General features: G+C 63.5%; 22 protein-coding genes and 1 tRNA gene. 2 read left to right on the top strand and 21 right to left on the bottom strand.

Annotated features, from left to right (window positions below; translation table 11 throughout):
- Positions 1 to 45: 45 nt before the first annotated feature.
- Together sufB and C5L14_RS15660 are read right to left on the bottom strand one after the other, a co-directional pair.
- Positions 46 to 1,518: a Fe-S cluster assembly protein SufB gene (gene sufB, locus C5L14_RS15665; protein WP_105862967.1), complete on the bottom strand. Its 1,473-nt coding sequence runs from the start codon at positions 1,516 to 1,518 to the stop codon at positions 46 to 48.
- 54 nt (positions 1,519 to 1,572) lie between these two features.
- Positions 1,573 to 2,748 carry a cysteine desulfurase family protein gene (locus tag C5L14_RS15660; protein ID WP_105862966.1) on the bottom strand — a complete coding sequence of 392 codons (1,176 nt, stop codon included), beginning with the start codon at positions 2,746 to 2,748 and terminating at the stop codon, positions 1,573 to 1,575.
- Positions 2,749 to 3,137: 389 nt separating this feature from the next.
- Between C5L14_RS15660 and C5L14_RS15655 the strand changes: the two genes are divergently transcribed.
- Together C5L14_RS15655 and C5L14_RS15650 are read left to right on the top strand one after the other, a co-directional pair.
- The gene (locus tag C5L14_RS15655) at positions 3,138 to 3,797 is read left to right on the top strand and encodes an alpha/beta hydrolase (protein ID WP_105862965.1); all 660 of its coding nucleotides are present in this window, start codon (positions 3,138 to 3,140) and stop codon (positions 3,795 to 3,797) included.
- Positions 3,798 to 3,886: 89 nt separating this feature from the next.
- Positions 3,887 to 4,369, top strand: coding sequence for a GNAT family N-acetyltransferase (locus tag C5L14_RS15650; RefSeq protein ID WP_105862964.1), 483 nt, complete (start codon positions 3,887 to 3,889; stop codon positions 4,367 to 4,369).
- Between the two features lie 117 nt (positions 4,370 to 4,486).
- Here C5L14_RS15650 and ilvD read toward each other — a convergent pair whose 3' ends face one another.
- The 19 genes from ilvD to C5L14_RS15555 all read right to left on the bottom strand — a co-directional run bounded on the left by ilvD (position 4,487) and on the right by C5L14_RS15555 (position 25,939).
- Positions 4,487 to 6,328, bottom strand: coding sequence for a dihydroxy-acid dehydratase (ilvD, locus tag C5L14_RS15645; RefSeq protein ID WP_105862963.1), 1,842 nt, complete (start codon positions 6,326 to 6,328; stop codon positions 4,487 to 4,489).
- 237 nt (positions 6,329 to 6,565) lie between these two features.
- Positions 6,566 to 7,672, bottom strand: a complete 1,107-nt coding sequence (locus C5L14_RS15640; protein ID WP_245443411.1) for a patatin-like phospholipase family protein — start codon at positions 7,670 to 7,672, stop codon at positions 6,566 to 6,568.
- A gap of 121 nt (positions 7,673 to 7,793) precedes the next feature.
- Positions 7,794 to 9,464, bottom strand: coding sequence for a ribonuclease J (locus C5L14_RS15635; RefSeq protein ID WP_105862961.1), 1,671 nt, complete (start codon positions 9,462 to 9,464; stop codon positions 7,794 to 7,796).
- A gap of 68 nt (positions 9,465 to 9,532) precedes the next feature.
- Positions 9,533 to 10,303 carry a biotin--[acetyl-CoA-carboxylase] ligase gene (locus tag C5L14_RS15630; protein ID WP_105862960.1) on the bottom strand — a complete coding sequence of 257 codons (771 nt, stop codon included), beginning with the start codon at positions 10,301 to 10,303 and terminating at the stop codon, positions 9,533 to 9,535.
- Between the two features lie 13 nt (positions 10,304 to 10,316).
- Entirely contained in the window at positions 10,317 to 11,747 is a 1,431-nt protein-coding gene (nuoN, locus tag C5L14_RS15625) for an NADH-quinone oxidoreductase subunit NuoN (RefSeq protein ID WP_105862959.1), read from the bottom strand.
- Positions 11,748 to 11,761: 14 nt separating this feature from the next.
- The gene (locus C5L14_RS15620; RefSeq protein WP_105862958.1) at positions 11,762 to 13,261 is read right to left on the bottom strand and encodes an NADH-quinone oxidoreductase subunit M; all 1,500 of its coding nucleotides are present in this window, start codon (positions 13,259 to 13,261) and stop codon (positions 11,762 to 11,764) included.
- Positions 13,261 to 15,384, bottom strand: a complete 2,124-nt coding sequence (gene nuoL, locus C5L14_RS15615; protein ID WP_105862957.1) for an NADH-quinone oxidoreductase subunit L — start codon at positions 15,382 to 15,384, stop codon at positions 13,261 to 13,263. The genes C5L14_RS15620 and nuoL overlap by 1 nt, the downstream gene beginning before the upstream one ends.
- Before the next feature lie 4 nt (positions 15,385 to 15,388).
- On the bottom strand, positions 15,389 to 15,697 hold the full coding sequence (gene nuoK / locus C5L14_RS15610; protein WP_068282543.1) for an NADH-quinone oxidoreductase subunit NuoK: 309 nt from the start codon (positions 15,695 to 15,697) through the stop codon (positions 15,389 to 15,391).
- Positions 15,698 to 15,700: 3 nt separating this feature from the next.
- The gene (locus C5L14_RS15605; protein WP_068282540.1) at positions 15,701 to 16,309 is read right to left on the bottom strand and encodes an NADH-quinone oxidoreductase subunit J; all 609 of its coding nucleotides are present in this window, start codon (positions 16,307 to 16,309) and stop codon (positions 15,701 to 15,703) included.
- A 115-nt stretch (positions 16,310 to 16,424) separates the two neighbouring features.
- Positions 16,425 to 16,943 carry an NADH-quinone oxidoreductase subunit NuoI gene (nuoI, locus tag C5L14_RS15600; RefSeq protein ID WP_068282998.1) on the bottom strand — a complete coding sequence of 173 codons (519 nt, stop codon included), beginning with the start codon at positions 16,941 to 16,943 and terminating at the stop codon, positions 16,425 to 16,427.
- On the bottom strand, positions 16,940 to 17,989 hold the full coding sequence (nuoH, locus tag C5L14_RS15595) for an NADH-quinone oxidoreductase subunit NuoH (RefSeq protein WP_105862956.1): 1,050 nt from the start codon (positions 17,987 to 17,989) through the stop codon (positions 16,940 to 16,942). Before nuoH ends, nuoI begins: the two co-directional genes overlap by 4 nt.
- A 9-nt stretch (positions 17,990 to 17,998) precedes the next feature.
- A complete protein-coding gene (nuoG, locus tag C5L14_RS15590) occupies positions 17,999 to 20,077 on the bottom strand; it encodes an NADH-quinone oxidoreductase subunit NuoG (protein WP_105862955.1) in 2,079 nt (692 codons plus the stop codon).
- A gap of 178 nt (positions 20,078 to 20,255) precedes the next feature.
- Complete coding sequence (nuoF, locus tag C5L14_RS15585; protein ID WP_068282532.1) at positions 20,256 to 21,557, bottom strand: NADH-quinone oxidoreductase subunit NuoF; 1,302 nt, start codon at positions 21,555 to 21,557, stop codon at positions 20,256 to 20,258.
- A 109-nt stretch (positions 21,558 to 21,666) separates the two neighbouring features.
- Complete coding sequence (gene nuoE / locus C5L14_RS15580) at positions 21,667 to 22,389, bottom strand: NADH-quinone oxidoreductase subunit NuoE (protein ID WP_105863242.1); 723 nt, start codon at positions 22,387 to 22,389, stop codon at positions 21,667 to 21,669.
- A 151-nt stretch (positions 22,390 to 22,540) separates the two neighbouring features.
- Positions 22,541 to 23,728, bottom strand: coding sequence for an NADH-quinone oxidoreductase subunit D (locus tag C5L14_RS15575; protein ID WP_105862954.1), 1,188 nt, complete (start codon positions 23,726 to 23,728; stop codon positions 22,541 to 22,543).
- An 86-nt stretch (positions 23,729 to 23,814) separates the two neighbouring features.
- Positions 23,815 to 24,426, bottom strand: coding sequence for an NADH-quinone oxidoreductase subunit C (locus C5L14_RS15570; protein WP_105862953.1), 612 nt, complete (start codon positions 24,424 to 24,426; stop codon positions 23,815 to 23,817).
- A gap of 11 nt (positions 24,427 to 24,437) precedes the next feature.
- Entirely contained in the window at positions 24,438 to 25,025 is a 588-nt protein-coding gene (locus C5L14_RS15565; RefSeq protein ID WP_068282522.1) for a NuoB/complex I 20 kDa subunit family protein, read from the bottom strand.
- The gene (locus C5L14_RS15560; protein ID WP_068282520.1) at positions 25,016 to 25,381 is read right to left on the bottom strand and encodes an NADH-quinone oxidoreductase subunit A; all 366 of its coding nucleotides are present in this window, start codon (positions 25,379 to 25,381) and stop codon (positions 25,016 to 25,018) included. The genes C5L14_RS15565 and C5L14_RS15560 overlap by 10 nt, the downstream gene beginning before the upstream one ends.
- A gap of 481 nt (positions 25,382 to 25,862) precedes the next feature.
- A tRNA-Asp gene (locus tag C5L14_RS15555) sits at positions 25,863 to 25,939 on the bottom strand.
- Positions 25,940 to 25,992: the final 53 nt, after the last annotated feature.

Here is a 25,992-nt window from a genome sequence, read left to right as displayed (position 1 = left end):
CCTAGAAATAGTGACGCCGCAGCGTGAAAGATGTGATGCGCCGGCTCAGCCGACACTACCTTCGAGGCTGATGGAAATGAGCTTCTGCGCTTCGACCGCAAATTCCATCGGCAGGTGCTGAAGCACGTCCTTGACGAAACCGTTGACGATCAGCGCCGTGGCCTCCTCGGCCGACAGGCCGCGCTGGAGGCAGTAGAACAGCTGGTCGTCGGAGATCTTCGAGGTGGTGGCCTCATGCTCGAACACGGCGGTCGAGTTCTTCGACTCGATATAGGGCACTGTGTGCGCCCCGCAGTGCTCGCCGATCAGCAGCGAATCGCAATTGGTGAAGTTGCGGGCGCCCGTGGCCTTGCGATGGGCCGAGACGAGACCGCGATAGGTGTTGTTGGAGTGGCCGGCCGAAATGCCCTTGGAGATGATCCGGCTCTTGGTGTTCTTGCCCAGATGGATCATCTTGGTGCCGCTATCGACCTGCTGGCGGCCATTCGACACGGCGATCGAATAGAACTCGCCCTGTGAGCCCTCGCCGCGCAGGATGCAGGATGGATACTTCCAGGTGATGGCGGAGCCGGTCTCGACCTGCGTCCAGGAGATCTTAGAGCGCGCACCGCGGCAATCGCCGCGCTTGGTTACGAAATTGTAGATGCCGCCCTTGCCCTCGGAGTCGCCCGGATACCAGTTCTGCACCGTGGAATATTTGATCTCCGCGTCATCGAGCGCGATCAGCTCGACCACGGCGGCGTGCAACTGGTTTTCGTCGCGGCGCGGTGCCGTGCAGCCTTCGAGATAGGAGACATAGGCGCCCTTGTCGGCAATGATCAAAGTGCGCTCGAACTGGCCGGTCTTTTCCTCGTTGATGCGGAAATAGGTCGACAACTCCATCGGGCAGCGCACGCCCGGCGGCACATAGACGAAGGAACCGTCCGAGAACACGGCCGAGTTCAGCGTCGCGTAGAAATTGTCGGTGGTCGGCACAACGGTGCCGAGATATTTCTTCACCAGGTCCGGATGCTCGCGCAGTGCCTCGGAGATCGAGCAGAAGATCACGCCGGCCTTCTTCAATTCCTCCTTGAAGGTGGTGACGACGGACACCGAGTCGAACACCGCATCGACGGCAATGCGGTTGGCCGGCGCCACGCCTTCGAGGATCTCGACCTCGCGCAGGGGAATGCCGAGCTTCTCATAGGTCTTGAGGATGGCCGGATCGATCTCGTCGAGCGATTTCGGCGCGGCGTTCTGCTTGGGCGCCGCATAGTAGTAGAGATCCTGGAAATCGATCGGCGGATATTCGACACGGGCCCAGGTCGGCTCCTGCATGGTGATCCAGCGCCGGTAGGCGTCAAGGCGCCATTCGGTCATCCAGCCAGGCTCGCCCTTCTTGGCCGAGATGTAACGTACGATCTCTTCGGACAGGCCTTTGGGCGCAAGCTCCATCTCGATGTCCGTGACGAAGCCATATTTATACTGGTCGACGTCGATCGCCCGGACCTGTTCGACGGTTTCCTGGACTGCAGGCATGTTGGTCTCCTGGCGCTGCCCGAAAGCAGCAAATTTTACAGATCGGACAGGGATTTAAGCCGCCCGATGCCTTCTGTCATGTAAGTTCTTGCGCAGCCTTTTCCAGGCCGCGACGAAAAACTCGATCTCTTGGACTGTGGTTTCCCGTCCCAGCGACACACGCAAGGCGCAACCGGCCAGCGCCGGCGCCACGCCCATCGCCGTCAGCACATGGCTGACCTTCACCTTGCCCGACGAGCAGGCAGATCCCGAGGAGACGGAAATACCCTCAAGATCCAGCGCGATCAATGTCGTTTCCGCCGCCATCCCCGGCTCGGCGAAATTGAGCGTGTTGGGCAGGCGCCGCGCCCCTCCGCCGAACACGACCAAATCGGGCGAGGTTTCGCGCAGGGCCTGCTCCAGGCGGGAACGCAGCGCAAGGCTGGCCTCGCCATAATGGGCGAGATCGCGCGCCGCAGCGCGCGCCGCGGCGCCGAATCCGGCCAGCGCCGGCGCGTTCTCGGTCCCGGCCCGCAATCCCTTCTCCTGGCCGCCGCCGCGGATGAGGGCATTGGGCTGGTGCAAACCATCGCTGCCCAGCACCAGAGCACCGGCGCCGAGGGGGCCACCGAGCTTATGGCTCGAAATCGTTAGAAGATCGGCCCCGATCTCATTGATTGAAAATGAAATCTTTCCTGCCGCCTGCGCGGCGTCGCAATGAAACAGACCGCTAGCTTCACGCACGCGAGCGGCAATCTCGGCCACCGGTTGCACCACGCCGGTCTCGTTATTGGCCAGCATCACCGAAACGAGACCCGTCTCTCCGCGTTCGCGCCAGGCGTCAAGCCGGGCCTCGAGCGCGCGGAGGTCGAGTACTCCATTCCCGTCAACCGGAAGCAGGTCGAGTTCCGTGTTCTGCGGATGCACGCCACTCAACACGCTGGCATGCTCCACGCTGGACACAGCCATGCGCCGAAGGGGAGGCTTGCCGGGGCGTTGCCAGTCGAGATTGAGGGCCAGATTGTTGGCTTCCGTCGCGGAGGCGCAAAAAACCACATTCTTGGGCAACGCACCGACCAGATCGGCGACGTCATGACGCGCCGCCTCCACCACCTTGCGTACTGCGCGGCCATCCGCATGGACGGAAGACGGCGCACCGCAAAGATCCAACGCTGACAGCATGGCGGCGCGAGCCTCCTGCCGCAACGGCGTGGTTGCATTGTGGTCCAGATAGGTGCGCGACCTGGTCAAACCTCAAAAATCCGTTGTTTTGCCGCTCTGCCAATGCGGAAAAGCTTGCAAAACGCCCTGCTCTTCGTGTTAAGAAGCGCTACCCGAACGCGGGCTGGGTGCAATGCGTCCTCATCGGCGCATGGATCAGAGCGCATCGCATCAAAGCGATGAGCTACTTTAGAACGATTCTAAGCCATTAGAATTATTCTAAAGTCATACTCCTGCCTCCCTCAGCCGTCAAGGCCAGTCATCGGAGCCGGAGCGCGAATCCCAGGCGGGACTTCGTGGTCCGTCCCAGGGAGGGCCCGGATATCTGCGAGGTTTCGAAGTTCTCGCGAAACTCGACTGATGAGAACCGTTCGGATCAACCGAGCTCTGCTCTGGCACACGAAAAGGCAACTCAATATATGCCCGAAGTTACGTTCACCGGCCCGGCAGGCCGCATCGAAGGCCGCTTCCAGCCGTCCAAGCAGCGTGGAGCCCCCATTGCGATCGTCCTGCATCCGCATCCGCAATTTGGCGGGACGATGAACAACAAGATCGTCTACGATCTGTTCTATGCCTTCGTGCAGCGCGGTTTTTCGGCCCTGCGCTTCAACTTCCGCGGCGTTGGCCGCAGCCAGGGCTCCTTCGACCATGGCGCCGGTGAACTTTCCGATGCCGCCTCCGCGCTCGACTGGGTGCAGGCGGTGACGCCCGACGCCAAGTCCTGCTGGATCGCCGGTGTCTCGTTCGGGGCCTGGATCGGCATGCAGCTCCTGATGCGCCGCCCGGAAATCGAAGGTTTCATCTCGGTGGCCCCGCCCGCCAACCGCTTCGACTTCTCCTTCCTCGCCCCCTGCCCGTCCTCCGGCCTGATCGTGCATGGCGATGCCGATCGCGTGGCGCCGCTCAAGGATGTCGAAACGCTGGTTTCCAAGCTCAAGACCCAGAAGGGCATCGTCATCGAGCAGTCAGTCATCGCCGGTGCCAACCATTTCTTCGACAACAAGACGGACGAATTGATCGCGTCCTGTTCGTCCTATCTCGACAAGCGCCTCGGCCTGAACGATATCGACGCGGCCTAAGGGCTGACGAGATCCTGATTTGAGGCCACACAGCCAGCCCGCCTTCCACGGCGGGCTTTTTGTTGGGCGAGCTATTGTTGGAGCACGACATGTCCCTGACCATCCGCCGGGCGCAACCGGCAGACACCAAGACCATCCTGGCCTTGATCCGCAGCCTGGCACTCTACGAGAAGCTCGAGCACGAGGCTGTCGCCACCGAAGGCGACATCAGCGCCAGCCTGTTCGCCTCCAATCCACGCGTCTTCTGCGAGATCGCCGAATGGCAAGGGGAGACGGCCGGCTTTGCCCTGTGGTTCTATAGCTACTCGACCTTCCTCGGGCGCCACGGCATCTATCTGGAAGACCTGTTCGTCCGTGACGCCTATCGCGGCCACGGCATCGGCCAAGCCCTGCTCAGCCATCTCGCCCAGCGCTGCGTCTCCGAGAATCTGGGGCGCCTCGAATGGTCCGTGCTCGACTGGAACGAGCCGGCCATCGGTTTCTATGAAAGACAGGGGGCCGTGCTGCGCAAGGAATGGATCGGCTGCCGGCTGGCGGGCGAGGCGTTGGAGAGACTGGCGAAGGGAAGCTGAGGACTTCCTGGGACCGCCGGCTTCTAGAGCAAAGCGCGTTCAAGCGTGAATGCTTATTGCTCTAGAAGCCGGCGGTCCCAGGAAGAAAGTGCCGGTCAGGAAACCGGCACATCAGATTCAGTCGAAATCCGGCACCTGGCGCACGGCACCCTTGGCGGCGCTGGTGGCCATGGCGGCATAGGCCCGCAGCGCCGTGGTGACCTTGCGCTTGCGCGGCGCGGCCGGGCGCCAGGGTGCGGCGCCCTTGGCGGCACGGCGGCGCTCAAGCTCGGCTTCCGGCACGGCCAGCACGATGGAGCGGTTGGGAATGTCGATCTCGATGCGATCGCCCGGCTCGACCAGGCCGATGGTGCCGCCCTCTTCGGCTTCCGGTGAGGCATGGCCGATCGACAGGCCCGACGTGCCGCCGGAGAAGCGGCCATCGGTGATCAGGGCGCAGGCCTTGCCGAGGCCCTTCGACTTCAGATAGCTGGTCGGATACAGCATTTCCTGCATGCCCGGCCCGCCACGCGGTCCTTCATAGCGGATGACGACCACATCGCCGGCCTTGACCTTGCCGTTGAGAATGCCGTCCACGGCCGCGTCCTGGCTCTCGAACACCACGGCCGGGCCAGCGAATTTCAGGATCGATTCATCGACGCCGGCCGTCTTCACGATGCAGCCGTCGAGCGCCAGATTGCCCTTGAGCACGGCGAGGCCGCCATCCTTGGAATAGGCATGCTCGGCCGAGCGGATCACGCCTTTCTCCCGGTCGACATCGACATCGTCCCAGCGCCGGTCCTGGCTGAAGGCGACCTGGGTCGGAACCCCGCCCGGCGCGGCCTTGAAGAATTCGCGCACGCTCTCGCTCTTGGTGCGCATGACGTCCCAACGTTCCAGCGCTTCCGCCATGCTGGCCGAATGGACCGTCGGCAGGTCGCGGTTGATCAGGCCGGCGCGGTCGAGCTCGCCGAGAATGCCCATGATGCCGCCGGCGCGATGAACGTCCTCCATATGCACATGACTGACGGCCGGAGCGACCTTGCACAGCACCGGCACGCGGCGCGACAGCCGGTCGATATCGTCCATGGTGAAGGGGATCTCGCCTTCATGGGCGGCCGCCAGGATGTGCAGCACCGTGTTGGTCGAGCCGCCCATGGCAATGTCGAGCGTCATGGCATTCTCGAAAGCGCCGAAATTGGCGATCTTGCGCGGCAGCACGCTCTCGTCGTTCTGCTCGTAATAGCGCCGCGCCAGGTCGACGATGAGATGTCCGGCCTCGACGAAAAGGCGCTTGCGATCGGCGTGGGTGGCGAGTGTGGAGCCATTGCCGGGCAGCGAGAGGCCGAGGGCCTCGGTGAGGCAGTTCATCGAATTGGCGGTGAACATGCCCGAGCAGGAGCCGCAGGTCGGGCAGGCCGAGCGCTCGATCACCTTGACGTCCTCGTCGGAAACCTTGTCGTCGGCGGCGGCGACCATGGCGTCGACGAGATCGAGCGCCTTCTTCTGCCCGCCGAGGATGACCTTGCCGGCTTCCATCGGCCCGCCCGATACGAAGACGGTGGGAATGTTGAGGCGCAGCGAAGCCATCAGCATGCCGGGCGTGATCTTGTCGCAGTTGGAAATGCAGACCATGGCATCGGCGCAATGGGCATTGACCATGTATTCCACGCTGTCGGCGATCAGCTCGCGCGAAGGCAGGCTGTAGAGCATGCCGTCATGGCCCATGGCGATACCGTCATCGACGGCGATGGTGTTGAATTCCTTGGCGACGCCGCCGGCCTGCTCGATCTCGCGGGCCACCAGCTGCCCGAGATCCTTGAGATGGACATGGCCGGGCACGAACTGCGTGAACGAGTTGACGACCGCGATGATCGGCTTGCCGAAATCCCCATCCTTCATGCCGGTGGCGCGCCACAGGCCACGGGCACCGGCCATGTTGCGGCCATGGGTGGTGGTACGGGAACGATAGGCAGGCATCGGCGTCTCTGTGCGTTCGTTAAATCAGGCGGGAAAGCGATCGTATATGAGCCGCCAGGGCGGCAATGGCAAGCCGCAAATCTTGGGCAAATCTTGAGGCTGCCGGCACATTGCCTCATGGCCCGACTTGATGAGAGAAGCGCAGACCTGGTACGTCAATCTCCGGATTGACCATTTTGGAAACGCTGCGCTGGGCGATGAAGATGGTCGATCTGAAGATCGGCCCACCAGAGTCCTCTATCCCTGCCCGAAATCATAACTGGCGAACGCTTCGGCATTGCGCGGCTTGTGGAAGATCTCCGGATGGCCGAGGGCATGGCGGGCATCCTCGTAACCCGAAGCCCAATGCTCCTCCATCATCAGGCGGGAGAAATCATAGTCCTTGCTGGCCCCTTCATATTTGCGGGCCCGATAGATCAACTGCACCACATTGCAGCTCTTCCGGTCGATCGCCTTGCTGAGCAGGCCGACATCCTCCTCCAGGCCGAAATCCGCCGGCAGCTTGGCCAGGATACGCTTGAGAGCCCCGCGCAAGCGCTGATCGTCGCGGGCCCGGGTCGTGGCGGCACGGGTGCGGCTGGAATACTGGATTTCCTTCTGCCGGACCTCGACCTCGGCCATGTCCTTGGGAATGTCGCCGCGGGCATTCCACAGATCGACCTGGAAGGCGAGCGTATCGAGATCCTGCTGCTCCAGGATCCATTGCAGCGGCGTGTTCGAGACCAGGCCGCCATCCCAGTAGAACTGCCCGTCGATCTCGATCGGCGGAAAGCCCGGCGGCAAGGCGCCGCTTGCGATGATATGGTCCGGCGTGATGCGCGCCGTGCCGTTGCCATTGTCGAAATAGGCGAAGTTGCCAGTGGCGATGTTGACGGCCCCGATGGCAAAGCGGGTCTCGCCGCTGTTGAGCCGATCGAAATCGACCAGTTGCAGCAGAGTCTGCCTCAGGGGAGCGGTATCATAGAAGCTGGTGGCGCCGATCGAGCCGGCCGGCATGAAATAAGGCGGCGGAAAGCGGGGCTCGAAGAATTTCGGCGCGCCCTTCAGCAGAACCTGGCCGGCCTGGAGCTGGTTCACCAGCTTGTGCTGGCGATCCCCCTCCTGGGCGAATAGGCGAACCCACTCGAGGGCCGGTTCGAAGGGCGGGTCCGTCACCATCTCCCAGAAGCGCCGGAGCTTGGCAACGCGCTCGCCGGGTGCGTTGCCGGCGATCAGGGCAGCGTTGATGGCGCCGATCGAAATGCCGGCGATCCAGTTGGGCTGAACGCCCCGCTCCTCAAGCGCCTGATAGGCGCCGGCCTGATAGGCGCCGAGCGCGCCCCCGCCCTGCAAGAGCAGGGCGATGCGCTGAAAGCCGTTGCGCCCCTCCTCGGCATCGTCGGGCTTGCGACTATGACGGGTGCCGGCACTGGTTCGATCTGCAGCTGTCACGGCGAGCTTCCATGCTGCGGTTCCTGGCCGGCTATCAGACCACCAGCACGATCACATGACAAACCGGCTTCTTGCCCCATACCGCGTTCACGGCCGAGCGCACGGCGCGCTCCACGGCCAGTTCCACGGCGTCCGGATCGCGCCGCTTGGGCTTGGGCAGGCTGTCGATCACCAGCAGGGCGGCATCGGCGATGACGTCATCCATCAGGCGGCCATCGCCGACACGCAGCGGCAGGCCGGAGAACTTCACATCCGGCTCGTTGACGATCTCGCCTTTCTCCGACAGAGCGAGCGCGACCGAAACCGCGCCGGACCAGGATAGGCGTCGGCGCTGGGGGATGGTCTCCTCGGAAGCATTGATGAGCACGTCGCCATCCAGGCAGATACGACCGGTCGGCGCCTCGTCCACCACCCTGGTGTCGCCTTCGCGCAGCGCGATGATCTGGCCGTCGCCGGCCGCGACCACTTCCGGCACGCCGAGCGAACGAGCGAGTTCGGCATGTTCGGCCAAGTGCCAGGCCTCGCCATGCACGGGAATGGCTATCTTCGGGCGCGTCCAGTGATACATATCGGTGAGTTCGCCGCGCCGCGGATGGCCGGAGACATGCACGAGCTGGTTGCGGTCGGTGACGATCTCCGCGCCCTGCTTGACGAGCCCGTTGATGATGTTGCCGACAGCCTTCTCATTGCCCGGGATGGTGCGCGAGGAGAAGATCACCGTGTCGCCCTTGGCAAGGGTCACCTCGGGGTGCTCGCCGCGGGCGATGCGCGCCAGCGCGGCGCGCGGCTCGCCCTGGCTGCCGGTGAGCACACACACGACCTTCTCGCGCGGCAGGAAGCCGTAGCTTTCCGGGCTGAGGAAATCGGGAATGCCATCGAGCAGGCCGCATTCGCGCGCGACCTGGCAGACCCGCTCCATGGCCCGCCCGACGATCACCACGCTGCGATCATTGGCCATGGCCGCCTCGGCGATCGAGCGGATGCGCCCGACATTGGAGGCAAAGGTGGTCACCGCTACCCTGCCCTTCTTGGCGGCGATGATCTCGCCCAGGCTCTTGGCGACGTCCCGCTCGGAGGGCGAACGCCCCTCGCGAATGGCATTGGTGGAATCGCAGACCAGCGCCAGCACGCCTTCATCGCCCAGCGCCTTGAGACGTGCGGCATCGGTCAAAGGTGGGATCACCGGCGTCTCGTCGATCTTCCAGTCGCCGGTATGGATGACCATGCCGGCGGGGGTGCGGATCGCCAGCGCGTTGGATTCCGGAATGGAATGGGCGACGTTGATCAGTTCGACATCGAACGGCCCGAGATTGAGGCGCGCCTGGGACGGAATGATGCGCAGATCGAGCTTGGGCGCATCGGGCTCGTGCAGCCGCTTGGCTTCCAGCAGCGCTGCCGTGAACTTGGTGGCGTAGACCGGCACCTGCAGCTTGGGCCACAGATGGATCAAGGCGCCGAAATGGTCCTCATGCGCGTGGGTGATCACGATGCCGACGAGATTCTTGCGCTGGGCCTCGATGAAGCGGGTGTCGGGCATTACGAGGTCGACGCCGGGCAGGTTGTCATCGGCAAAGGACACGCCGCAATCGACCATCAGCCATTGGCGCTTGTTTGCCGGGCCATAGCCATAGAGAGCCATGTTCATGCCGATCTCGCCGATGCCGCCCAAGGCGCAGAAGACGAGATCGGTGGTATCGCGTGCCATGTCTGGTTCCTTACGGGCGCGGTGGCCCTATTATTCGTATCGGACTGCAGCGAAGGCAGCCAAACTCTTCAAGAATCGGATGAATTCGGGAACAAGCCCGGAAAGAAGATTTCGCCGGCTGAAACTTCGCGCCGCGCCCCGGCATCGTCGCGCAGGATCAGCACGCCTTCGGCATCGAGGGCCTCGAACACGCCGTCGATATCCCCCGAGGGCAAACGCACGACGATGCGGCGCCCGAGACCGGCGGCCCGCTGCAGCCAGGCCTCCCGGATGGCGGCAAAGCCGGCACCGCGCTGCCATTGCTCCAGGCGCCGGGCAAAGCCGTCCGTCAGCGCAGCGAAGAAGGTTTCGACATTGATGGCGGCGTCGCTCGCCGCCAGATGGGTGGCCGGATAGGGTGTGCCTTCCGGGTGGCTGGCAATGTTGACCCCGCAGCCGATCACTGCCGAAAAGACCCCGCCGGCATGGGCGCCCTCGACGAGGATACCGGCAAGCTTGGCTCCGCCGATCAGCACGTCATTGGGCCATTTCAAGGCCAGGCCCACGGCGGCCCTGGGTGCGGTGGCGATGACGGCATCGCTGAGCGCGAGGGCAGCGACGAAGCAAAGATCGGCCGCCCGCCTCGGCTCGGCGGGATCGACCAGCAGGAGCGAGGCATAAAGGTTGCCCCGAGGAGAACTCCAGGGGCGGCCGCGCCGCCCCTTGCCGGAAACCTGTTCGCCGGCCGTCACCCACAGGCGGTCCTGCCCGCGCTGCAGAGCCTCGATATTGGTCGAGCCAATCGAGTCGAAGTGAAGGTGACGGAAGCCTGCCGCCTGTGCTCCTGCGCCGAGTTTCATTGCCCCGGTTGCATCAGCCCGAGGGTAGGAGCGAGGCGGCGGCCGCCGCGGCCGGGCCGGTCACCAGCGTCGGCCAGACGATGAAGAACACCGTCACGATCGTCGCGATGGCGAGCACGCCGGCGAGCGGGGTCGGCATCGGCTCGAACGCCTCGGCCGGCTCGTCGAAGAACATCACCTTGATGATGCGCAGATAATAGAAGGCGCCCACCACGCTGGAAAGCACGCCGAGGATCGCCAGCGGCCACAGGCCCTGATGCACGGCGGCAACGAACACATACCACTTGGCCCAGAAGCCCGAGAGCGGAGGAATGCCCGCCAGCGAGAACATCAGCGCGGCGAGCGCATAGGCCATGATCGGCTGCGTGCTCGACAGGCCGGCGAGATCGCTGACATTCTCGACATAGGCGCCCTTGCGCTTCATCGAGAGGATCACCGCGAAGGTGCCGATCGTCATGGCCAGATAGAGCGCCAGATAGATCAGCACGCCCTGCACGCCCTCGGAGGTGCCTGCCGCCAGGCCGACCAGGGCAAAGCCCATATGGCCGATCGACGAATAGGCCATCAGGCGCTTGATGTTGCTCTGGCCGATGGCCGCGAAGGAGCCGAGGGCCATCGAAGCGATAGCGATGAACACCACGATCTGCTGCCACTGGGCGAGCGCCGCCGGGAAGGAGGTGATGATCACGCGGACCAGCAGCCCCATGGCGGCAATCTTCGGCGCACCGGCAAACAGGGTGGTCACCGGCGTGGGAGCACCCTCGTAGACGTCGGGCGTCCACATATGGAACGGCACGGCCGAGATCTTGAAGGCCAGGCCAGCGAGAAGGAAGACGATACCGAAGACCAGGCCGAGCCCGACATGCCCCTGCACCGCCGTGGCGATGCCGGTGAACGACACCGTGCCGGCGAAGCCATAGATCAGCGAAGCGCCATAGAGCAGCATGCCCGAGGAGAGCGCGCCGAGGACGAAATATTTCAGGCCCGCTTCGGTGGACTTCAGGTCGTCGCGATGAATGGAAGCGATGACGTAAAGGGCCAACGACTGCAGTTCGAGCCCGATATAGAGGGCGATGAGGTCGTTGGCCGACAGCATCATCATCATGCCGGTTGTCGCCAGCAGGATCATCACCGGATATTCGAACTTCTCGATGCCGCGCGAGCGCAGGAAGTCGCTCGACATCACGATCGCCGTGCCCGAGCCGATCAGGACCAGGATCTTGGTGAAGCGGGCGAAGGCATCGACGCTGAAGGAACCGTTGAAGGCCTTGCCGTCGGTGCTCATGGCCACCAGCACCACGACCACGGCAAGCAGCACCACCGAAAGGGTGGTGACCAGGCCGTAGCCACGCGGCGCCGAGAAGACACCGATCATCAGCAAAGCGATGGCGCCAAGAACCAGAACGATTTCCGGAAGCGCCGTTGCAATTTCAGAAGCAGACATGGCTCGCCTTCGGATCAGTTAAGCGCAACGCTGGCAGCTTTCGCCGCCTGGATGAGATGGGTGACGGCGGCTTCGCTCATGTTCAGGATCGGCTTGGGATAGACGCCGAAATAGATCGTGAGCAGAACCAGCGGCGCCAGGATGATGAACTCCCGGCCGGTGAGGTCGGCGATCCCGGCCAGGCTCGGCTTTTCCAGCGCGCCATAGACGACGCGGCGATAGAGCCAGAGCGCATAGGCCGCCGACAGGATCACGCCGAACGTAGCGAAGAAAGCCACCCAGGTATTGGTCGAGAAGGCGCCGACCAGCGTGAGAAACTCGCCGACGAAGCCCGACGTGCCGGGCAGGCCGACATTGGCCATGGTGAACACCATCAGGACCAGCGCATACCAGGGCATGCGGTTGACCAGGCCGCCATAGGCCGCGATCTCGCGGGTGTGCATGCGGTCATAGACCACGCCGACGCAGAGGAACAGCGCGCCGGAGACGATGCCGTGCGAGATCATCTGGAAGATCGCGCCCTGCACGCCCTGCTCGTTCATCGAGAACAGGCCCATGGTGACGAAGCCCATATGGGCTACCGACGAATAGGCGATCAGCTTCTTGATGTCCTCCTGCATCAGCGCCACCAGCGAGGTGTAGACGATGGCGATGACGGAGAGGGTGAACACCAGCGGCGCGAAATATTCGGAGGCCGCCGGGAACATCGGCAGGGAGAAACGGATGAAGCCGTAGCCGCCCATCTTCAGGAGGATGCCGGCCAGGATGACCGAGCCCGCCGTGGGTGCTTCGACGTGCGCGTCGGGCAGCCACGTGTGCACCGGCCACATCGGCATCTTCACGGCGAAGGAGGCGAAGAAGGCCAGCCACAGATAGGTCTGCATCTGCACCGGGAACGGGTGCTTGAGCAGCACGGCGATATCGGAGGAACCGGCGTTCCAATACATCGCCATGATGGCGATCAGCATCAGCACCGAGCCGAGCAGCGTGTAGAGGAAGAACTTGAAGCTGGCATAGATGCGCCGCTGTCCGCCCCAGATGCCGATGATCAGGAACATCGGGATCAGGCCGCCTTCGAAGAACAGGTAGAACAGCACGATGTCCTGCGCGCAGAACACGCCGATCATCAGCGTCTCCAGCACGAGGAAGGCGATCATGTATTCGCGCACGCGGTTCTGGATCGAGCGCCAGGAGGCGAGGATGCAGAACGGCATCAGGAAGGTCGTCAGGATGACGAAGGGCAGCGAGATGCCGTCGACGCCCATCCGATAGTTGATCGCCCCACCCGTGGTGCCGCCGAGCCAGTTGGTGTTCTCGACGAACTGGAAGCTGGTGTTGGCCGGATCGAAGGCGAACAGCGGCAATAGCGAGACGATGAAGGTCGCGATGGTGGTCCACAGCGAGATGATGCGCGAATTGCGCTTCACGCCTTCGGGATCACCCCGAAGCACCAGCATCAGCACCACACCCACCAAGGGCAGGAAGGTCGTGACGGAAAGAACCGGCCAGGACATCAGTGCGTGCCTCCGAGCATGGACCAGGTGAACAAGGCCGCGATGCCGATCAGCATGGCGAAGGCATAGTGATAGAGATAGCCGGTCTGCAGCTTGACGACGCCGCGGGTGACGTCAACGACTCGGGCGGAGACACCATCCGGGCCGAGGCCGTCGATGGTGGCGCCATCCCCCTTCTTCCACAGGAAGCGGCCGAGCCACTTGGCCGGGCGGGTGAAGGCCCAGTCATAGAGCTCGTCGAAGTACCACTTGTTGAGCAGGAAATTGTAGAGCAGCGGGTTGCGGGCGGCGATGGCCGCCGGCACCGTCGGCTTGACGATATACATGTAATAGGCCGTGAAGAAGCCGATCAGCATCATGACGAAGGGCGACAGCTTCACCCAGAGCGGGGCGTGATGCATGCCTTCAAGGATCTTGGTGCCCTCGCCCAGCGACACGGCCTCACGCCAGAAGGATTCGAGCCCGTGCTCGCTGGCGAAGGGGCCGTAGAAGACCATGCCGGCGAAGACCGCGCCGACCGACAGAACCGCGAGCGGGATCATCATCGGCATCGGCGATTCATGCGCATGGTCATAGGTATGCGCATCGGCCCGGGTCTGGCCATGGAAGGTCATGAAGATCAGGCGCCAGGAATAGAAGGACGTCATCAGCGCCGCGACGATGGTCATCCAGAAGGCATAGAGCGGAATGAGGTGGCCGCTCTCGGCGTAGCCGGCCCAGGCCGCCTCGATCACGGCATCCTTGGAGTTGAAGCCGGCGAAGCCGATCTGCGTCAAGGGCAGGCCGACGCCGGTGAGCGCCAGCGTGCCGATCACCATGGCCCAGTAGGTCAGCGGGATCTTCGACTTCAGGCCGCCCATGTGGCGCATGTCCTGCTCGTGGTGCATGGCATGGATGACCGAGCCGGCACCGAGGAACAGCAGCGCCTTGAAGAAGGCGTGCGTGAACAGGTGGAACACGCCGACATTGTAGGCGCCCACGCCCAGGGCCACGAACATGTAGCCGAGCTGCGAACAGGTCGAATAGGCGATGACGCGCTTGATGTCGTTCTGGACGAGGCCCACCGTGGCGGCGAAGAAGGCCGTGGTGGCGCCGATGAAGGTGACGAAGGCCAGGGCGTGCTCGGCATGCTGGAACAGCGGCGACAGGCGCGCCACCATCACGATGCCCGCCGTGACCATGGTGGCGGCATGGATGAGCGCGGAGACCGGCGTCGGCCCTTCCATCGCGTCCGGCAGCCAGGTGTGCAGCAGGAACTGGGCGGACTTGCCCATGGCCCCCATGAACAGCAGGAAGCAGGCAACTTCCAGGGCCGGCAGGTTATAGCCGAGGAAGTGGATGCTGGTCTCCGCCTTGCTGGCGGCTTCCTTGAAGATGCCCTCGAAGCCGACCTGGCCGAAGATGACGAACACCGCGAAGATGCCGAGCGAGAAACCGAAATCGCCGACGCGGTTGACCACGAAGGCCTTGATGGCGGCGGCGTTGGCCGTGGGGCGCTTGTACCAGAAGCCGATCAGGAGATAGGAGGCCAGACCCACGCCTTCCCAGCCGAAGAACATCTGCACCAGATTGTCGGAGGTCACCAGCATGAGCATGGCGAAGGTGAACAGCGACAGATAGGCGAAGAAGCGCGGCCGCGAGGGGTCCTCTTCCATATAGCCGATGGAATAGAGGTGAACGAGCGAGGACACGGTGGTGACAACCACCAGCATCACCGCGGTCAGCGTGTCGACGCGCAGGGCCCAATCGATCTGCAGCTTGCCGACATGGATCCAGTCGAGCACCGGCACCGTGGTGGTGGCGCCGTTGAAGCCGACATTGATGAACGCGACCCAGGACAGCAGGCAGGACACGAACAGCAGGCCGGTCGTGACATATTCGGCAAAGCGGATCTTGCCGGGCGAATGCGGGGATTCCTCGACCGCGTGGTGATCGTCGTGACCATGGGAGTCATGAGCATGGTCATCATGGCCATGCGCGGCGTGAGCACCATGGCCATGGTCGTCGTGACCATGCCCGGAGGTCTCGGCAGCATCGGCCGGCGCCAGGCGCCACGTCAGCATGTTGGCGATGCCGGCAATCAGGAAGCCGAGGAGCGGCAGGAAGACAATTGCGTTATACACGCCCTCAGCCCTTCATCACGTTGATATCTTCGACGGCGATCGAACCGCGGTTGCGGTAGAACGCCACCAGAATGGCCAGACCGATCGCGGCCTCGGCGGCGGCGACCGTCAGGATCAGGAGGGTGAAGACCTGGCCCGTAATGTCGTGCAGCGCCGCGGAGAAGGCGACCATATTGATGTTCACCGCAAGCAGGATGAGTTCCACCGACATCAGGATGACGATGACGTTCTTGCGGTTGATGAAAATCCCGAGCACGCCGATGGTGAAGAGAACGGCGGCGACAGCGAGAAAATGGGAAAGATCGACGGCCATGTGTCAGATCCCCTGCCCTGGCTGAACTTTGATGACCTCAACCGACTGCGCCTTGGTGCGCGCCGATTGCAGGGCCGGATTCTGGCGCTTGACGCCTTCCTTGTGGCGCAGCGTCAGCACGATGGCGCCGATCATGGCCACCAGCAGCACCAGGCCGGCGCCCTGGAAGAAGAAGGCATATTGCGTGTAGAGCACGCGACCGAGCGCCTCGGTGTTGGTGACGGAGGTATCGATCTGCGTCTGCGGATTGACGACGATGCCGGGGGAGATCGCCCAGCCGACCACCACCATCAGCAATTCGATCAGAACGATCAGGCCGACCAGGAAGCCGATCGGCAGATATTGCAGGAAGCCCTGGCGCAGCTCGGTAAAGTCGACGTCGAGCATCATCACCACGAAGAGGAAGAGCACGGCGACGGCACCGACATAGACCACGATCAGGATCAGCGCGAGAAACTCGGCCCCGGTAAGCATGAACAGGCCGGCCGCATTGACGAAGGCCAGGATCAGATAGAGCACCGAATGCACAGGGTTGCGCGACAGGATGACCATCAAGGCCGATGCCACGCAAACAAAGGCGAACAGGTAGAAGAAGGCTGTCGCCACATTCATGTTCAAACCCCTCTCCGGCCCGTTTCCGTGCCGTCTAGTCTCAACCGCTCCAGCCTGGCTGAAGCAAAAACAAACTCCGGCCGGGCCGGTCTCTTATGCCCTAGAGCAAAGCGCGTCAGCGATAAGGCGCGTCCTTGGCGATATTCTTGGCGATTTCCCGCTCCCAGCGGTCGCCATTGGCCAGAAGACGGTCCTTGTCATAGAACAGCTCTTCGCGCGTCTCGACGGCGAACTCGAAGTTCGGCCCCTCGACGATGGCATCCACCGGGCAGGCTTCCTGGCAGAAGCCGCAATAGATGCACTTGACCATGTCGATGTCGTAGCGCGTGGTGCGCCGCGTACCGTCATTGCCGCGCGGCCCCGCCTCGATGGTGATTGCCTGCGCCGGGCAGATCGCCTCGCACAATTTGCAGGCGATGCAGCGTTCCTCGCCATTGGGATAGCGCCGCAAAGCGTGCTCGCCCCGGAAACGCGGCGACAGCCGGCCCTTCTCGAAGGGATAGTTCAACGTCGCCTTCGGCTTGAAGAAATAGCGCATCGACAGGAAGAAGGCCGAAACGAATTCCTTCAGGAACAGGGCCTTGGCGGCCTGATCTAAGCCGACACGCGGCCGGCTGGGATTGGCTGCGGTCATGGTGCCCATCCGGTAATCTGGAGGAAGCCTGCGACGATCACGACCATGGCGATCGACAGCGGCAGGAAGACTTTCCAGCCGAGACGCATCAGCTGGTCGTAGCGGTAGCGCGGCACGAAGGCCTTCACCATCGCGAACATGAAGAACACGAACGTCACCTTGACCAGGAACCAGATGAAGCCCGGGATCCAGGTGAAGGGCGGCAGGTCGATCGGCGCGCTCCAGCCCCCCATGAACAGGATGGTGGTCAGGGCGCACATGGTCATGATCGCCACATACTCGCCCAGCATGAACAGCAGGTAGGGCGTCGAGGCATATTCGACCATGAAGCCGGCCACGAGCTCGGACTCGGCTTCGGCCAGATCGAAGGGCGGCCGGTTCGTCTCGGCCAGGGCCGAGATGAAGAAGATGATGAACATCGGGAAGAGCGGCAGCCAGTACCAGTTCAGGAAGGTCAGCCAGGGCAGACCGATCAGGCTGGCGAGGCCGCGGCTGTGCTGCGCCTCGACGATGGCCGTCAGGTTCAGCGAGCCGGCGCAGAGCAGCACGGTGATGATGACGAACCCGATGGAGACTTCATAGGACACCATCTGGGCCGCGGCGCGCAGGGCCGAGAGGAAGGGATATTTCGAGTTCGAGGCCCAGCCCGCCATGATGGTGCCGTAGACACCGAGCGAGGAGATGGCGAAGACATAGAGGATGCCGACATTGATGTCGGCGATCATCGTGCCGGCCGCGACCGGCAGCACAGCCCAACCGGCCAGCGCCAGAACGCAGGTGACGAAGGGCGCGAGCAGGAAGACGCCCTTGTTCGCGCCCGCCGGGATCACCGGCTCCTTGAGCACGAACTTGATCAGGTCGGCGAAGGACTGGAACAGCCCGAACGGCCCGACGACATTGGGACCGCGACGCAGCTGCACGGCCGCCCAGACCTTGCGGTCGGCCAGCAGGTAATAGGCGATGAAGACAAGCAGGCAGACCAGCAGAACCACGCTTTGCAGCGCCGGCAGGCCCACCTTCCACAGGAGTGTTTCCCAGATCGTCATGGCCCGTCCTTACTCCGCCGCCAGCGGCAGCGCGCCCGAGGCGAGCTGCGAACACTGCGCCATCACGGCCGAAGCGCGCGCGATGGGGTTGGTCAAATAGAAATCGCTGATCGCAGCCGCGAAAGCTGCCTTGTCGACCTCGCCGCCGACATTCGCCAGAGCCGAGATGCCGGCGGCATCGGCAGCGGCAACCTGACCGATCTGGCCGAGATGGGGAATGGCGGCAAACAGCGCCTTGCGCAGGGCAGTGAGCGAGTCATAGCCGAGCTTGGCGCCGAGGGCTTCCGACAATGCCCGCAGGATCGCCCAGTCCTCGCGCGCCTCGCCAGGCGGGAACGCCGCGCGGTTGGCGAGCTGGACCCGGCCCTCGGTGTTGACGAACAGGCCCGAGCGCTCGGGATAGGCAGCGGCCGGCAGGATGACGTCGGCGCGATGCGCGCCGCGATCGCCATGGCTGCCCTGATAGACCACGAAGGCACCCGGCTCGACGGTGATTTCGTCGGCACCCAGCAGGAAGAGCACGTCAAGCGCTCCGGCCTTGGCCATGCCGGCGGCGTCGAGCCCCTCCTCGCCCGGCACGAAGCCGACATCGAGGGCACCCACGCGCGAGGCGGCATTGTGCAGCACGCCGAAACCGTTCCAGCCGTCCTTGACCACGCCGAGCGCCTGGGCCGCCTTGGCGGCCAGCGACAGCAGCGCCGCGCCGTCCGCGCGGGCATAGACACCGCCACCCACGATGATGACCGGCTTGGAGGCCTCCTTCAGCAGCTCGGCGAAGGCGCCCTTGCCGGCAGCCAGCTCGGCCAAACTATCAGGTCCGGCGCCCAGATAATCATAGGTGTAGGTCAGATCGGCCTGCTCGCCGATCAGCCCGATCTTGACGCCACGCAGCCAGCGCTTGCGGATGCGGGCATTGAGAACCGAGGCTTCCTTGCGCGGATTGGTGCCGACCAGCAGGATCGCGTCCGCCTCCTCGAGACCGGCGATCGTCGGGTTGAACAGATAGCCGGCGCGGCCCAGGGCAGGATCGATCTTGGCGCCGTCCTGGCGGGCGTCGAGGTTCTTCGAGCCCAGCTTGCCGATGAGATCCTTGAGCGCGAACAGTTCCTCCACCGCGGCGAGGTCGCCGGCGATGGCGCCGATGCGCTCGGGCTTGGCGGCCTTCACCTTGGCGGCGACGGCGGCAAAGGCGTCCTGCCAGCTCACCGGCTTGAGGCGGCCGTCGACACGCAGATAAGGCCGGTCGAGGCGCTGGGTGCGCAGGCCATCCCAGATGAAGCGGGTCTTGTCCGAGATCCACTCCTCGTTCACCAGCTCATTGGTGCGTGGCACGATGCGCAGCACTTCCCGGCCGCGCGCATCGATGCGGATGGCGGAGCCCACCGCATCCATCACGTCGACGGATTCGGTCTTGGAGAGCTCCCAGGGGCGGGCATGGAATTCATAGGGCTTGGAGGTCAGGGCGCCGACCGGACAGAGGTCGATCACATTGCCCTGCAGCTCCGAGCTCATCGCCCGTTCGAGATAAGTGGTGATCTCCATGTCCTCGCCGCGGCCGATAGCGCCGAGCTCGGAGACGCCGGCCACCTCGGTGGTGAAGCGGACGCAGCGCGTGCAATGGATGCAGCGGTTCATCACCGTCTTGACCAGCGGGCCGATATATTTGTCTTCGACCGCGCGCTTGTTCTCGGCATAGCGGTTCTTGTCGACGCCGTAGGCCATGGCCTGGTCCTGCAGGTCGCACTCGCCGCCCTGGTCGCAGATCGGGCAATCCAGCGGATGGTTGATGAGGAGGAACTCCATCACCCCCTCGCGGGCCTTCTTGACCATCGGGCTCTTGGTGAGCACCACCGGTGGCTCGCCGTTCGGGCCCGGACGCAGGTCCCGTACCGCCATGGCACAGGACGCCGTCGGCTTGGGCGGGCCGCCCTTCACCTCGACCAGACACATGCGGCAATTGCCGGCAATTGACAGGCGCTCGTGGAAGCAGAAACGCGGGATCTCTGCACCCGCGACCTCACAGGCCTGGAGGAGCGTGTACTCCGCCGGGACCTCGATTTCCTGTCCGTCGACGATCAACTTGGCCATGGATAACCTTGACGATCAGGCCTGGATAGCGAGACGCAATCCAGACTCTTTCCAAACTCGACTTCGCAAAATTCCGCGCCGCGATCAACATCGGGAACACGAAAATTCAGCGCTGTGACAGGCCGGAAACGGGGGCGATCCCGGCCCTGATAAATTGCAGCCGACGGGAGCCGGCCTGTTATTCCGCCGCCTGCAGAACAGGGGTGGAATGGGGGTTTGCGGCATATTGATCGATGCGCGCTTCGATCTCATGACGGAAATGGGTGATCAGCCCCTGGATCGGCCAGGCGGCCGCATCGCCGAGAGCACAGATCGTATGCCCTTCGACCTGCTTGGTAACGTCGAGCAGCATGTCGATCTCGCGCTTCTGGGCGCGTCCTTCGGCCATGCGGGTGAGCACGCGCCACATCCAGCCCGTGCCCTCGCGGCACGGCGTGCACTGGCCGCAGCTCTCATGCTTGTAGAAATAGGCAAGCCGAGCGATGGTGCGCACCACGTCGGTCGACTTGTCCATCACGATGACGGCGGCGGTGCCGAGGCCCGAGCGCAGCTTCGACAGCGAGTCGAAATCCATCGGCGTGTCGATGATCTGCTCGGCCGGTACCATGCGCACCGACGAGCCGCCCGGAATCACGGCCTTCAGATTGTCCCAGCCGCCGCGGATGCCGCCGCAATGGCGCTCGATCAGCTCGCGGAAAGGAATGCCCATCGCCTCTTCGACGTTGCACGGCTTGTTCACATGGCCCGAGACGCAGAAGAGCTTGGTGCCGACATTGTTGGGATTGCCGATGCCGGCGAACCAGCCTGCGCCGCGGCGCAGGATGGTGGGGGCGACGGCGATCGACTCGACATTGTTCACCGTGGTCGGGCAGCCATAGAGGCCCATATTCGCCGGGAAGGGCGGCTTCATGCGCGGCATGCCCTTCTTGCCTTCGAGGCTTTCGAGCAGCGCGGTCTCCTCGCCGCAGATATAGGCGCCGGCGCCGTGGTGCACGTAGAGGTCGAAATCCCAGCCGTTCTTGTTGTTCTTGCCGATCAGGCCGGCCTCGTAGGCCTCGTCGACGGCGCGCTGCAGGGCCTCGCGCTCACGGATATATTCGCCGCGGATATAGATGTAGCAGGCATGCGCATTCATGGCGAAGGAGGCGATCAGGCAGCCTTCCACCAGATGATGCGGGTCATGCCGCATGATCTCGCGGTCCTTGCAGGTGCCGGGCTCGGATTCGTCGGCATTAACGACGAGATAGCTCGGCCGGCCATCGGACTTCTTCGGCATGAACGACCATTTCAGGCCGGTGGGAAAGCCAGCGCCGCCGCGTCCCCTGAGGCCCGACGCCTTCATCTCGTTGATGATCCAGTCCTGGCCCATCTCGAGGATCTGCTTGGTGCCATCCCACGAGCCACGCTTGATGGCCGCCTGCAGTCCGGGCGACTGGAGGCCGTAGAGATTGGTGAAGATGCGGTCGCGATCAGCAAGCATGGCGGATCCGGAAATCTGAGAGTGGGGAGCGCCCTGTCGCTGGCCGGAGGCTGGCGGCAGGACCTGTTGTCGGGAAGGAAGCCTCGTTTGCGGCGCCCTCCCCTTGAATTCAAGACTTGGCCGGCGCCGCCGCGGCGGCTTCGGCAGCAGCGGCCTTGGCCGCCTCGAGCTTGGCTTTCTCCTCGGCGAGGCGCTGCTTCCAGGAGCCGATCACCGAGCCGTCATAGAGCGCCGGATCGGTCAGGGTCTGCGCACCACCTTCCGGCTCGGACGAGAAGCGGCCGTTCTGCGGGCCGGGCTTCACTTCCTTGCCGGCGGCAAGATCGTCGATGATGCGTTCCATGATCTCAGGCGTGAGATCCTCGTAGAAATCGGCATTGATCTGGACCATCGGCGCATTGCAGCAAGCGCCCAGGCACTCGACCTCGAGCCAGGAGAACTTGCCGTCTTCCGTCACGTGCCGCTCGGGGCCGATGCGCTTCTTGACGACGTCGCGGATCGCCTCGGCGCCGCGCAGCTGGCAGGGCGTGGTGCCGCAGAGCTGGATGAAATACTTGCCCACCGGTTCCAGGTTGAACATGGTGTAGAAGGTCGCGATCTCCAGGACGCGGATCTTCGCCATGCCCAGGCGCGCCGCGATCACTTCGATCGCCGCCTGGGACACCCAGCCGCCGGCCTGTTCCTGCGCCTTCCACAGCAGCGGAATCACCGCCGACGCCTGGCGGCCGGGCGGATATTTGGCGATCTGCTGGTCCACCCACGCCTCGTTCTCGGGCGTGAAGGCAAAGCTTGCCGGCTGAAGTTCCTGGGGCGCGAGCCTGCGGACGGACATGCGCATACCTCTTTACTGCTAGAGCAAAGTGCGTTTTGGCAAACGCACTTTTACTCTCACTCCTGGTTTCGACGCGTCTTTGCGATTCGTGGTGCCCCCTCAAATCGCAAGACGCTTTTGCAGCCGCCTGGAAGCCGGCTGCGACCCAAAATCAACGATCGACTTCGCCGAACACGATGTCGAGAGAACCGAGAATGGCGGAGACGTCGGCCAGCATGTAGCCGCGGCACAGCCAATCCATCGACTGCAGATGCGCAAAGCCCGGCGCGCGGATCTTGCAGCGATAGGGTTTGTTGCCGCCGTCGGAGACCAGGTAGACGCCGAATTCGCCCTTGGGCGCTTCGACGGCCGCGTAAACCTCGCCGGCGGGCACGTGGTAGCCCTCGGTGTAGAGCTTGAAGTGATGGATGAGCGCTTCCATCGAGCGCTTCATCTCGCCACGCTTGGGCGGCACGACCTTGTTGTCGGTGGCCGAAACCGGTCCGGTCGTCGTGCGCAGCAGCGTGCAGCACTGCTTCATGATGCGGATCGACTGGCGCATCTCTTCCATGCGGATGCAGTAGCGATCGTAATTGTCGCCGTTCTTGCCGATCGGAATATCGAAATCGAGCTCGGCATAGCATTCATAGGGCTGCGACTTGCGCAGGTCCCAGGCGGCGCCCGAGCCGCGCACCATCACGCCCGAATAGCCCCAGGCCCAGGCGTCATCCAGCGAGACGATGCCGATATCGACATTGCGCTGCTTGAAGATGCGATTGTCGGTGAGCAGGCCCTCGAGGTCGTCGCAAACCTTGAGGAAAGGATCGCAGAAGGCCTCGATATCGTCGATCAGCTCCGGCGGAAGGTCCTGATGGACGCCGCCGGCGCGAAAATAGGCGGCGTGCATGCGGCTGCCCGAAGCACGCTCGTAGAAGATCATCAGCTTCTCGCGCTCTTCGAAGCCCCACAGCGGCGGCGTCAGCGCACCGACGTCCATGGCCTGCGTGGTGACGTTGAGCAGATGCGAGAGCAGGCGCCCGATCTCGGAATAGAGCACGCGGATGAGCTGCCCCCGCTTGGGAACCTCCATACCGAGCAGGCGCTCGATGGCCAGGCAATAGGCATGCTCCTGGTTCATCGGCGCGACGTAATCGAGCCGATCGAAATAGGGGATGGCCTGCATGAAGGTCTTGGCCTCGATCAGCTTCTCAGTGCCACGATGCAGCAAGCCGATATGGGGATCGACACGTTCGACCACTTCGCCGTCGAGCTCCATGACCAGACGCAACACGCCGTGGGCCGCCGGATGCTGCGGGCCGAAATTGATCGCAAAATTGCGCAGATGCGGTTGGTCGTTCATGTCGTTTCCAAACTTTCCGAGTTGGCCAGCTGGTTCGGAGCCATTTCGAGAGTCTTGCTAGTCCTGATCCGGCGCGCGGGAGCGCGTCAGCCCGCCTTCGCCTTCTCGTCGCCGGGCAGGACATAATCCGTGCCTTCCCATGGCGAGAGGAAATCAAAGTTGCGGAATTCCTGGTTGAGCCTGACGGGCTCATAGACCACACGCTTGGCTTCGTCGTCCCAGCGCACCTCGACGAACCCCGTCATCGGGAAGTCCTTGCGCAAGGGATGGCCGTCGAAGCCGTAGTCGGTCAGCAGCCGGCGCAGGTCCGGATGGCCGGTGAAGAGGATGCCATAGAGATCGTAGGCTTCGCGCTCGAACCAGAGCACGCCGGGGAACAACTGGACGGCGGAGGGAACCGGGGTCGCCTCGTCGGTTTCCACCTTCACGCGGATGCGGACGTTCTTGGTCGGCGACAGCAGGTGATAGACCACGTCGAAGCGCTTTTCGCGCGCCGGGTAGTCGGCCCCGCAGACATCGATGATCGAGACGAAACGCGTGCCGGCGTCATCCCTAAGGTGCTTGAGCACGGCCAGGATGTTGTCGGGATCGGTGGTGACGGTCAGTTCGCCGAACGCATGTACCACGCTGGAGACGGCCTGCGGAAAGACGGCCTGGAGGGCCTCGCCGATCGCCTGCAGAGTTTCAGAGTTTGCCATGTCAGCTCCGCTCAACGCTCGATGGTGCCGGTACGGCGGATCTTCTTCTGCAGCAGCAGCACGCCATAGAGCAGCGCTTCGGCCGTGGGCGGGCAGCCAGGCACATAGATGTCGACCGGCACGATGCGGTCGCAGCCGCGCACCACAGCATAGGAATAGTGGTAGTAGCCGCCGCCATTGGCACAGGAGCCCATGGAGATGACGTAGCGCGGCTCGGGCATCTGGTCGTAGACCTTGCGCAGGGCCGGCGCCATCTTGTTGGTCAGCGTGCCCGCCACGATCATCACATCGGACTGGCGCGGCGAAGCACGCGGGGCGAAGCCGAAGCGCTCGACGTCGTAGCGCGGCATGGAGACCTGCATCATCTCGACCGCGCAGCAGGCAAGGCCGAAGGTCATCCACATCAGCGAGCCGGTGCGGGCCCAGTTGATCAGATTGTCAGCCGAGGTGACGAGAAAGCCGCGGTCGGCCAGCTCGGCGTTGATGTCGACGAAAAACGGGTCCGTCGACCCGACCGGCTTGCCGGTGTTCGGGTCGATGATGCCCTTGGGCGCCGGCGCCACCAGCGTGCCGCCTGATGTCTCCAGGTTCAATCCCATTCGAGAGCACCCTTCTTCCACTCATAAACGAAGCCGATGGTCAGCACGGCCAGGAAAATCATCATCGAGGTGAAGCCGAACAGGCCGACTTCCTTGAACGTGATCGCCCAGGGGAACAGGAATGCCACTTCGAGATCGAAGATGATGAACAGGATCGACACCAGATAGAAGCGCACGTCGAACTTCATGCGTGCGTCGTCGAAGGCGTTGAACCCGCACTCATAGGCCGAGAGCTTTTCCGGATCCGGGCGCTGATACGCCACGAGGAACGGCGCCACCAGAAGCGCCAGGCCGATGACGGCCGAGACCCCGATGAAGATGATAAGCGGCAGATAGCCGGCGAGAAGGTTGTCCATCAGCACGAACCCAATAGCGTTTTGCGATCCGGTGGGTTCACCAGCACTCGCAAGAACGCGTCGAGACAAAGAGTTGGAACACTGCAGCGTTTCCGCTGAAACGCGCTTTGCTCCAGCTGTGATCGACCAGGAGCGCTTGGACTCGCGGCCGCCACGTTTGGACGATACGGGCATGAGTGCGCTTGAAAGCGGTGCTCACGCCGGCCATCCCTCCACAGCGCTTTGGAAAAGCACCTTCGCGCTGCGTCGTGGACGACCTGCAGCGAGCCTTAAACCACGGCTATGGGAGGCGCAAGCTTGGAAGCGTTCCAGCCAAGAGATTCCTACCGCAGTGCGGCAGAATACCGGGCGATTCTGGCATGATCTTGGCGCATAGCGGGTATGAGTTGCAAGACATGACCTGGTTACAACCAACCCCATCCGCGACTTGCCGGGCTGAAAATGCAAAAGCCAGCCCGAAGGCTGGCTTTTTGTCACAAAATGGCGAGAGTGACGGGACTTGAACCCGCGACCTTCGGCGTGACAGGCCGACGCTCTAACCAACTGAGCTACACCCCCGTCTCTCGCCAGCGGCGGCGAACCGTGCTGGCGTGGCGCGGTGATTAGAGGGC

Origin of the sequence: Labrys okinawensis, from assembly GCF_002982075.1 — a bacterium.
In the GTDB taxonomy this organism is placed as follows: domain Bacteria; phylum Pseudomonadota; class Alphaproteobacteria; order Rhizobiales; family Labraceae; genus Labrys; species Labrys okinawensis_A.
This window is presented reverse-complemented; position numbering and strand designations above follow the sequence as displayed.

What these genes read in the sequence shown, in the direction of transcription:
- C5L14_RS15650 (WP_105862964.1), top strand. Translation starts at nt 3,887, where the DNA reads ATGTCCCTGACCATCCGCCGGGCGCAACCGGCAGACACCAAGACCATC.
- nuoH (WP_105862956.1), bottom strand. Translation starts at nt 17,989, where the DNA reads ATGACGATCTGGGAAACACTCCTGTGGAAGGTGGGCCTGCCGGCGCTG.
- sufB (WP_105862967.1), bottom strand. Translation starts at nt 1,518, where the DNA reads ATGCCTGCAGTCCAGGAAACCGTCGAACAGGTCCGGGCGATCGACGTC.
- nuoK (WP_068282543.1), bottom strand. Translation starts at nt 15,697, where the DNA reads ATGGCCGTCGATCTTTCCCATTTTCTCGCTGTCGCCGCCGTTCTCTTC.
- C5L14_RS15635 (WP_105862961.1), bottom strand. Translation starts at nt 9,464, where the DNA reads ATGGCACGCGATACCACCGATCTCGTCTTCTGCGCCTTGGGCGGCATC.
- nuoF (WP_068282532.1), bottom strand. Translation starts at nt 21,557, where the DNA reads ATGCTTGCTGATCGCGACCGCATCTTCACCAATCTCTACGGCCTCCAG.
- ilvD (WP_105862963.1), bottom strand. Translation starts at nt 6,328, where the DNA reads ATGCCTGCCTATCGTTCCCGTACCACCACCCATGGCCGCAACATGGCC.
- C5L14_RS15565 (WP_068282522.1), bottom strand. Translation starts at nt 25,025, where the DNA reads ATGGGATTGAACCTGGAGACATCAGGCGGCACGCTGGTGGCGCCGGCG.
- nuoN (WP_105862959.1), bottom strand. Translation starts at nt 11,747, where the DNA reads ATGTCTGCTTCTGAAATTGCAACGGCGCTTCCGGAAATCGTTCTGGTT.
- C5L14_RS15620 (WP_105862958.1), bottom strand. Translation starts at nt 13,261, where the DNA reads ATGTCCTGGCCGGTTCTTTCCGTCACGACCTTCCTGCCCTTGGTGGGT.
- C5L14_RS15655 (WP_105862965.1), top strand. Translation starts at nt 3,138, where the DNA reads ATGCCCGAAGTTACGTTCACCGGCCCGGCAGGCCGCATCGAAGGCCGC.
- C5L14_RS15570 (WP_105862953.1), bottom strand. Translation starts at nt 24,426, where the DNA reads ATGGCAAACTCTGAAACTCTGCAGGCGATCGGCGAGGCCCTCCAGGCC.
- C5L14_RS15560 (WP_068282520.1), bottom strand. Translation starts at nt 25,381, where the DNA reads ATGGACAACCTTCTCGCCGGCTATCTGCCGCTTATCATCTTCATCGGG.
- nuoE (WP_105863242.1), bottom strand. Translation starts at nt 22,389, where the DNA reads ATGTCCGTCCGCAGGCTCGCGCCCCAGGAACTTCAGCCGGCAAGCTTT.
- C5L14_RS15605 (WP_068282540.1), bottom strand. Translation starts at nt 16,309, where the DNA reads ATGAATGTGGCGACAGCCTTCTTCTACCTGTTCGCCTTTGTTTGCGTG.
- nuoG (WP_105862955.1), bottom strand. Translation starts at nt 20,077, where the DNA reads ATGGCCAAGTTGATCGTCGACGGACAGGAAATCGAGGTCCCGGCGGAG.
- C5L14_RS15630 (WP_105862960.1), bottom strand. Translation starts at nt 10,303, where the DNA reads ATGAAACTCGGCGCAGGAGCACAGGCGGCAGGCTTCCGTCACCTTCAC.
- C5L14_RS15575 (WP_105862954.1), bottom strand. Translation starts at nt 23,728, where the DNA reads ATGAACGACCAACCGCATCTGCGCAATTTTGCGATCAATTTCGGCCCG.
- nuoI (WP_068282998.1), bottom strand. Translation starts at nt 16,943, where the DNA reads ATGACCGCAGCCAATCCCAGCCGGCCGCGTGTCGGCTTAGATCAGGCC.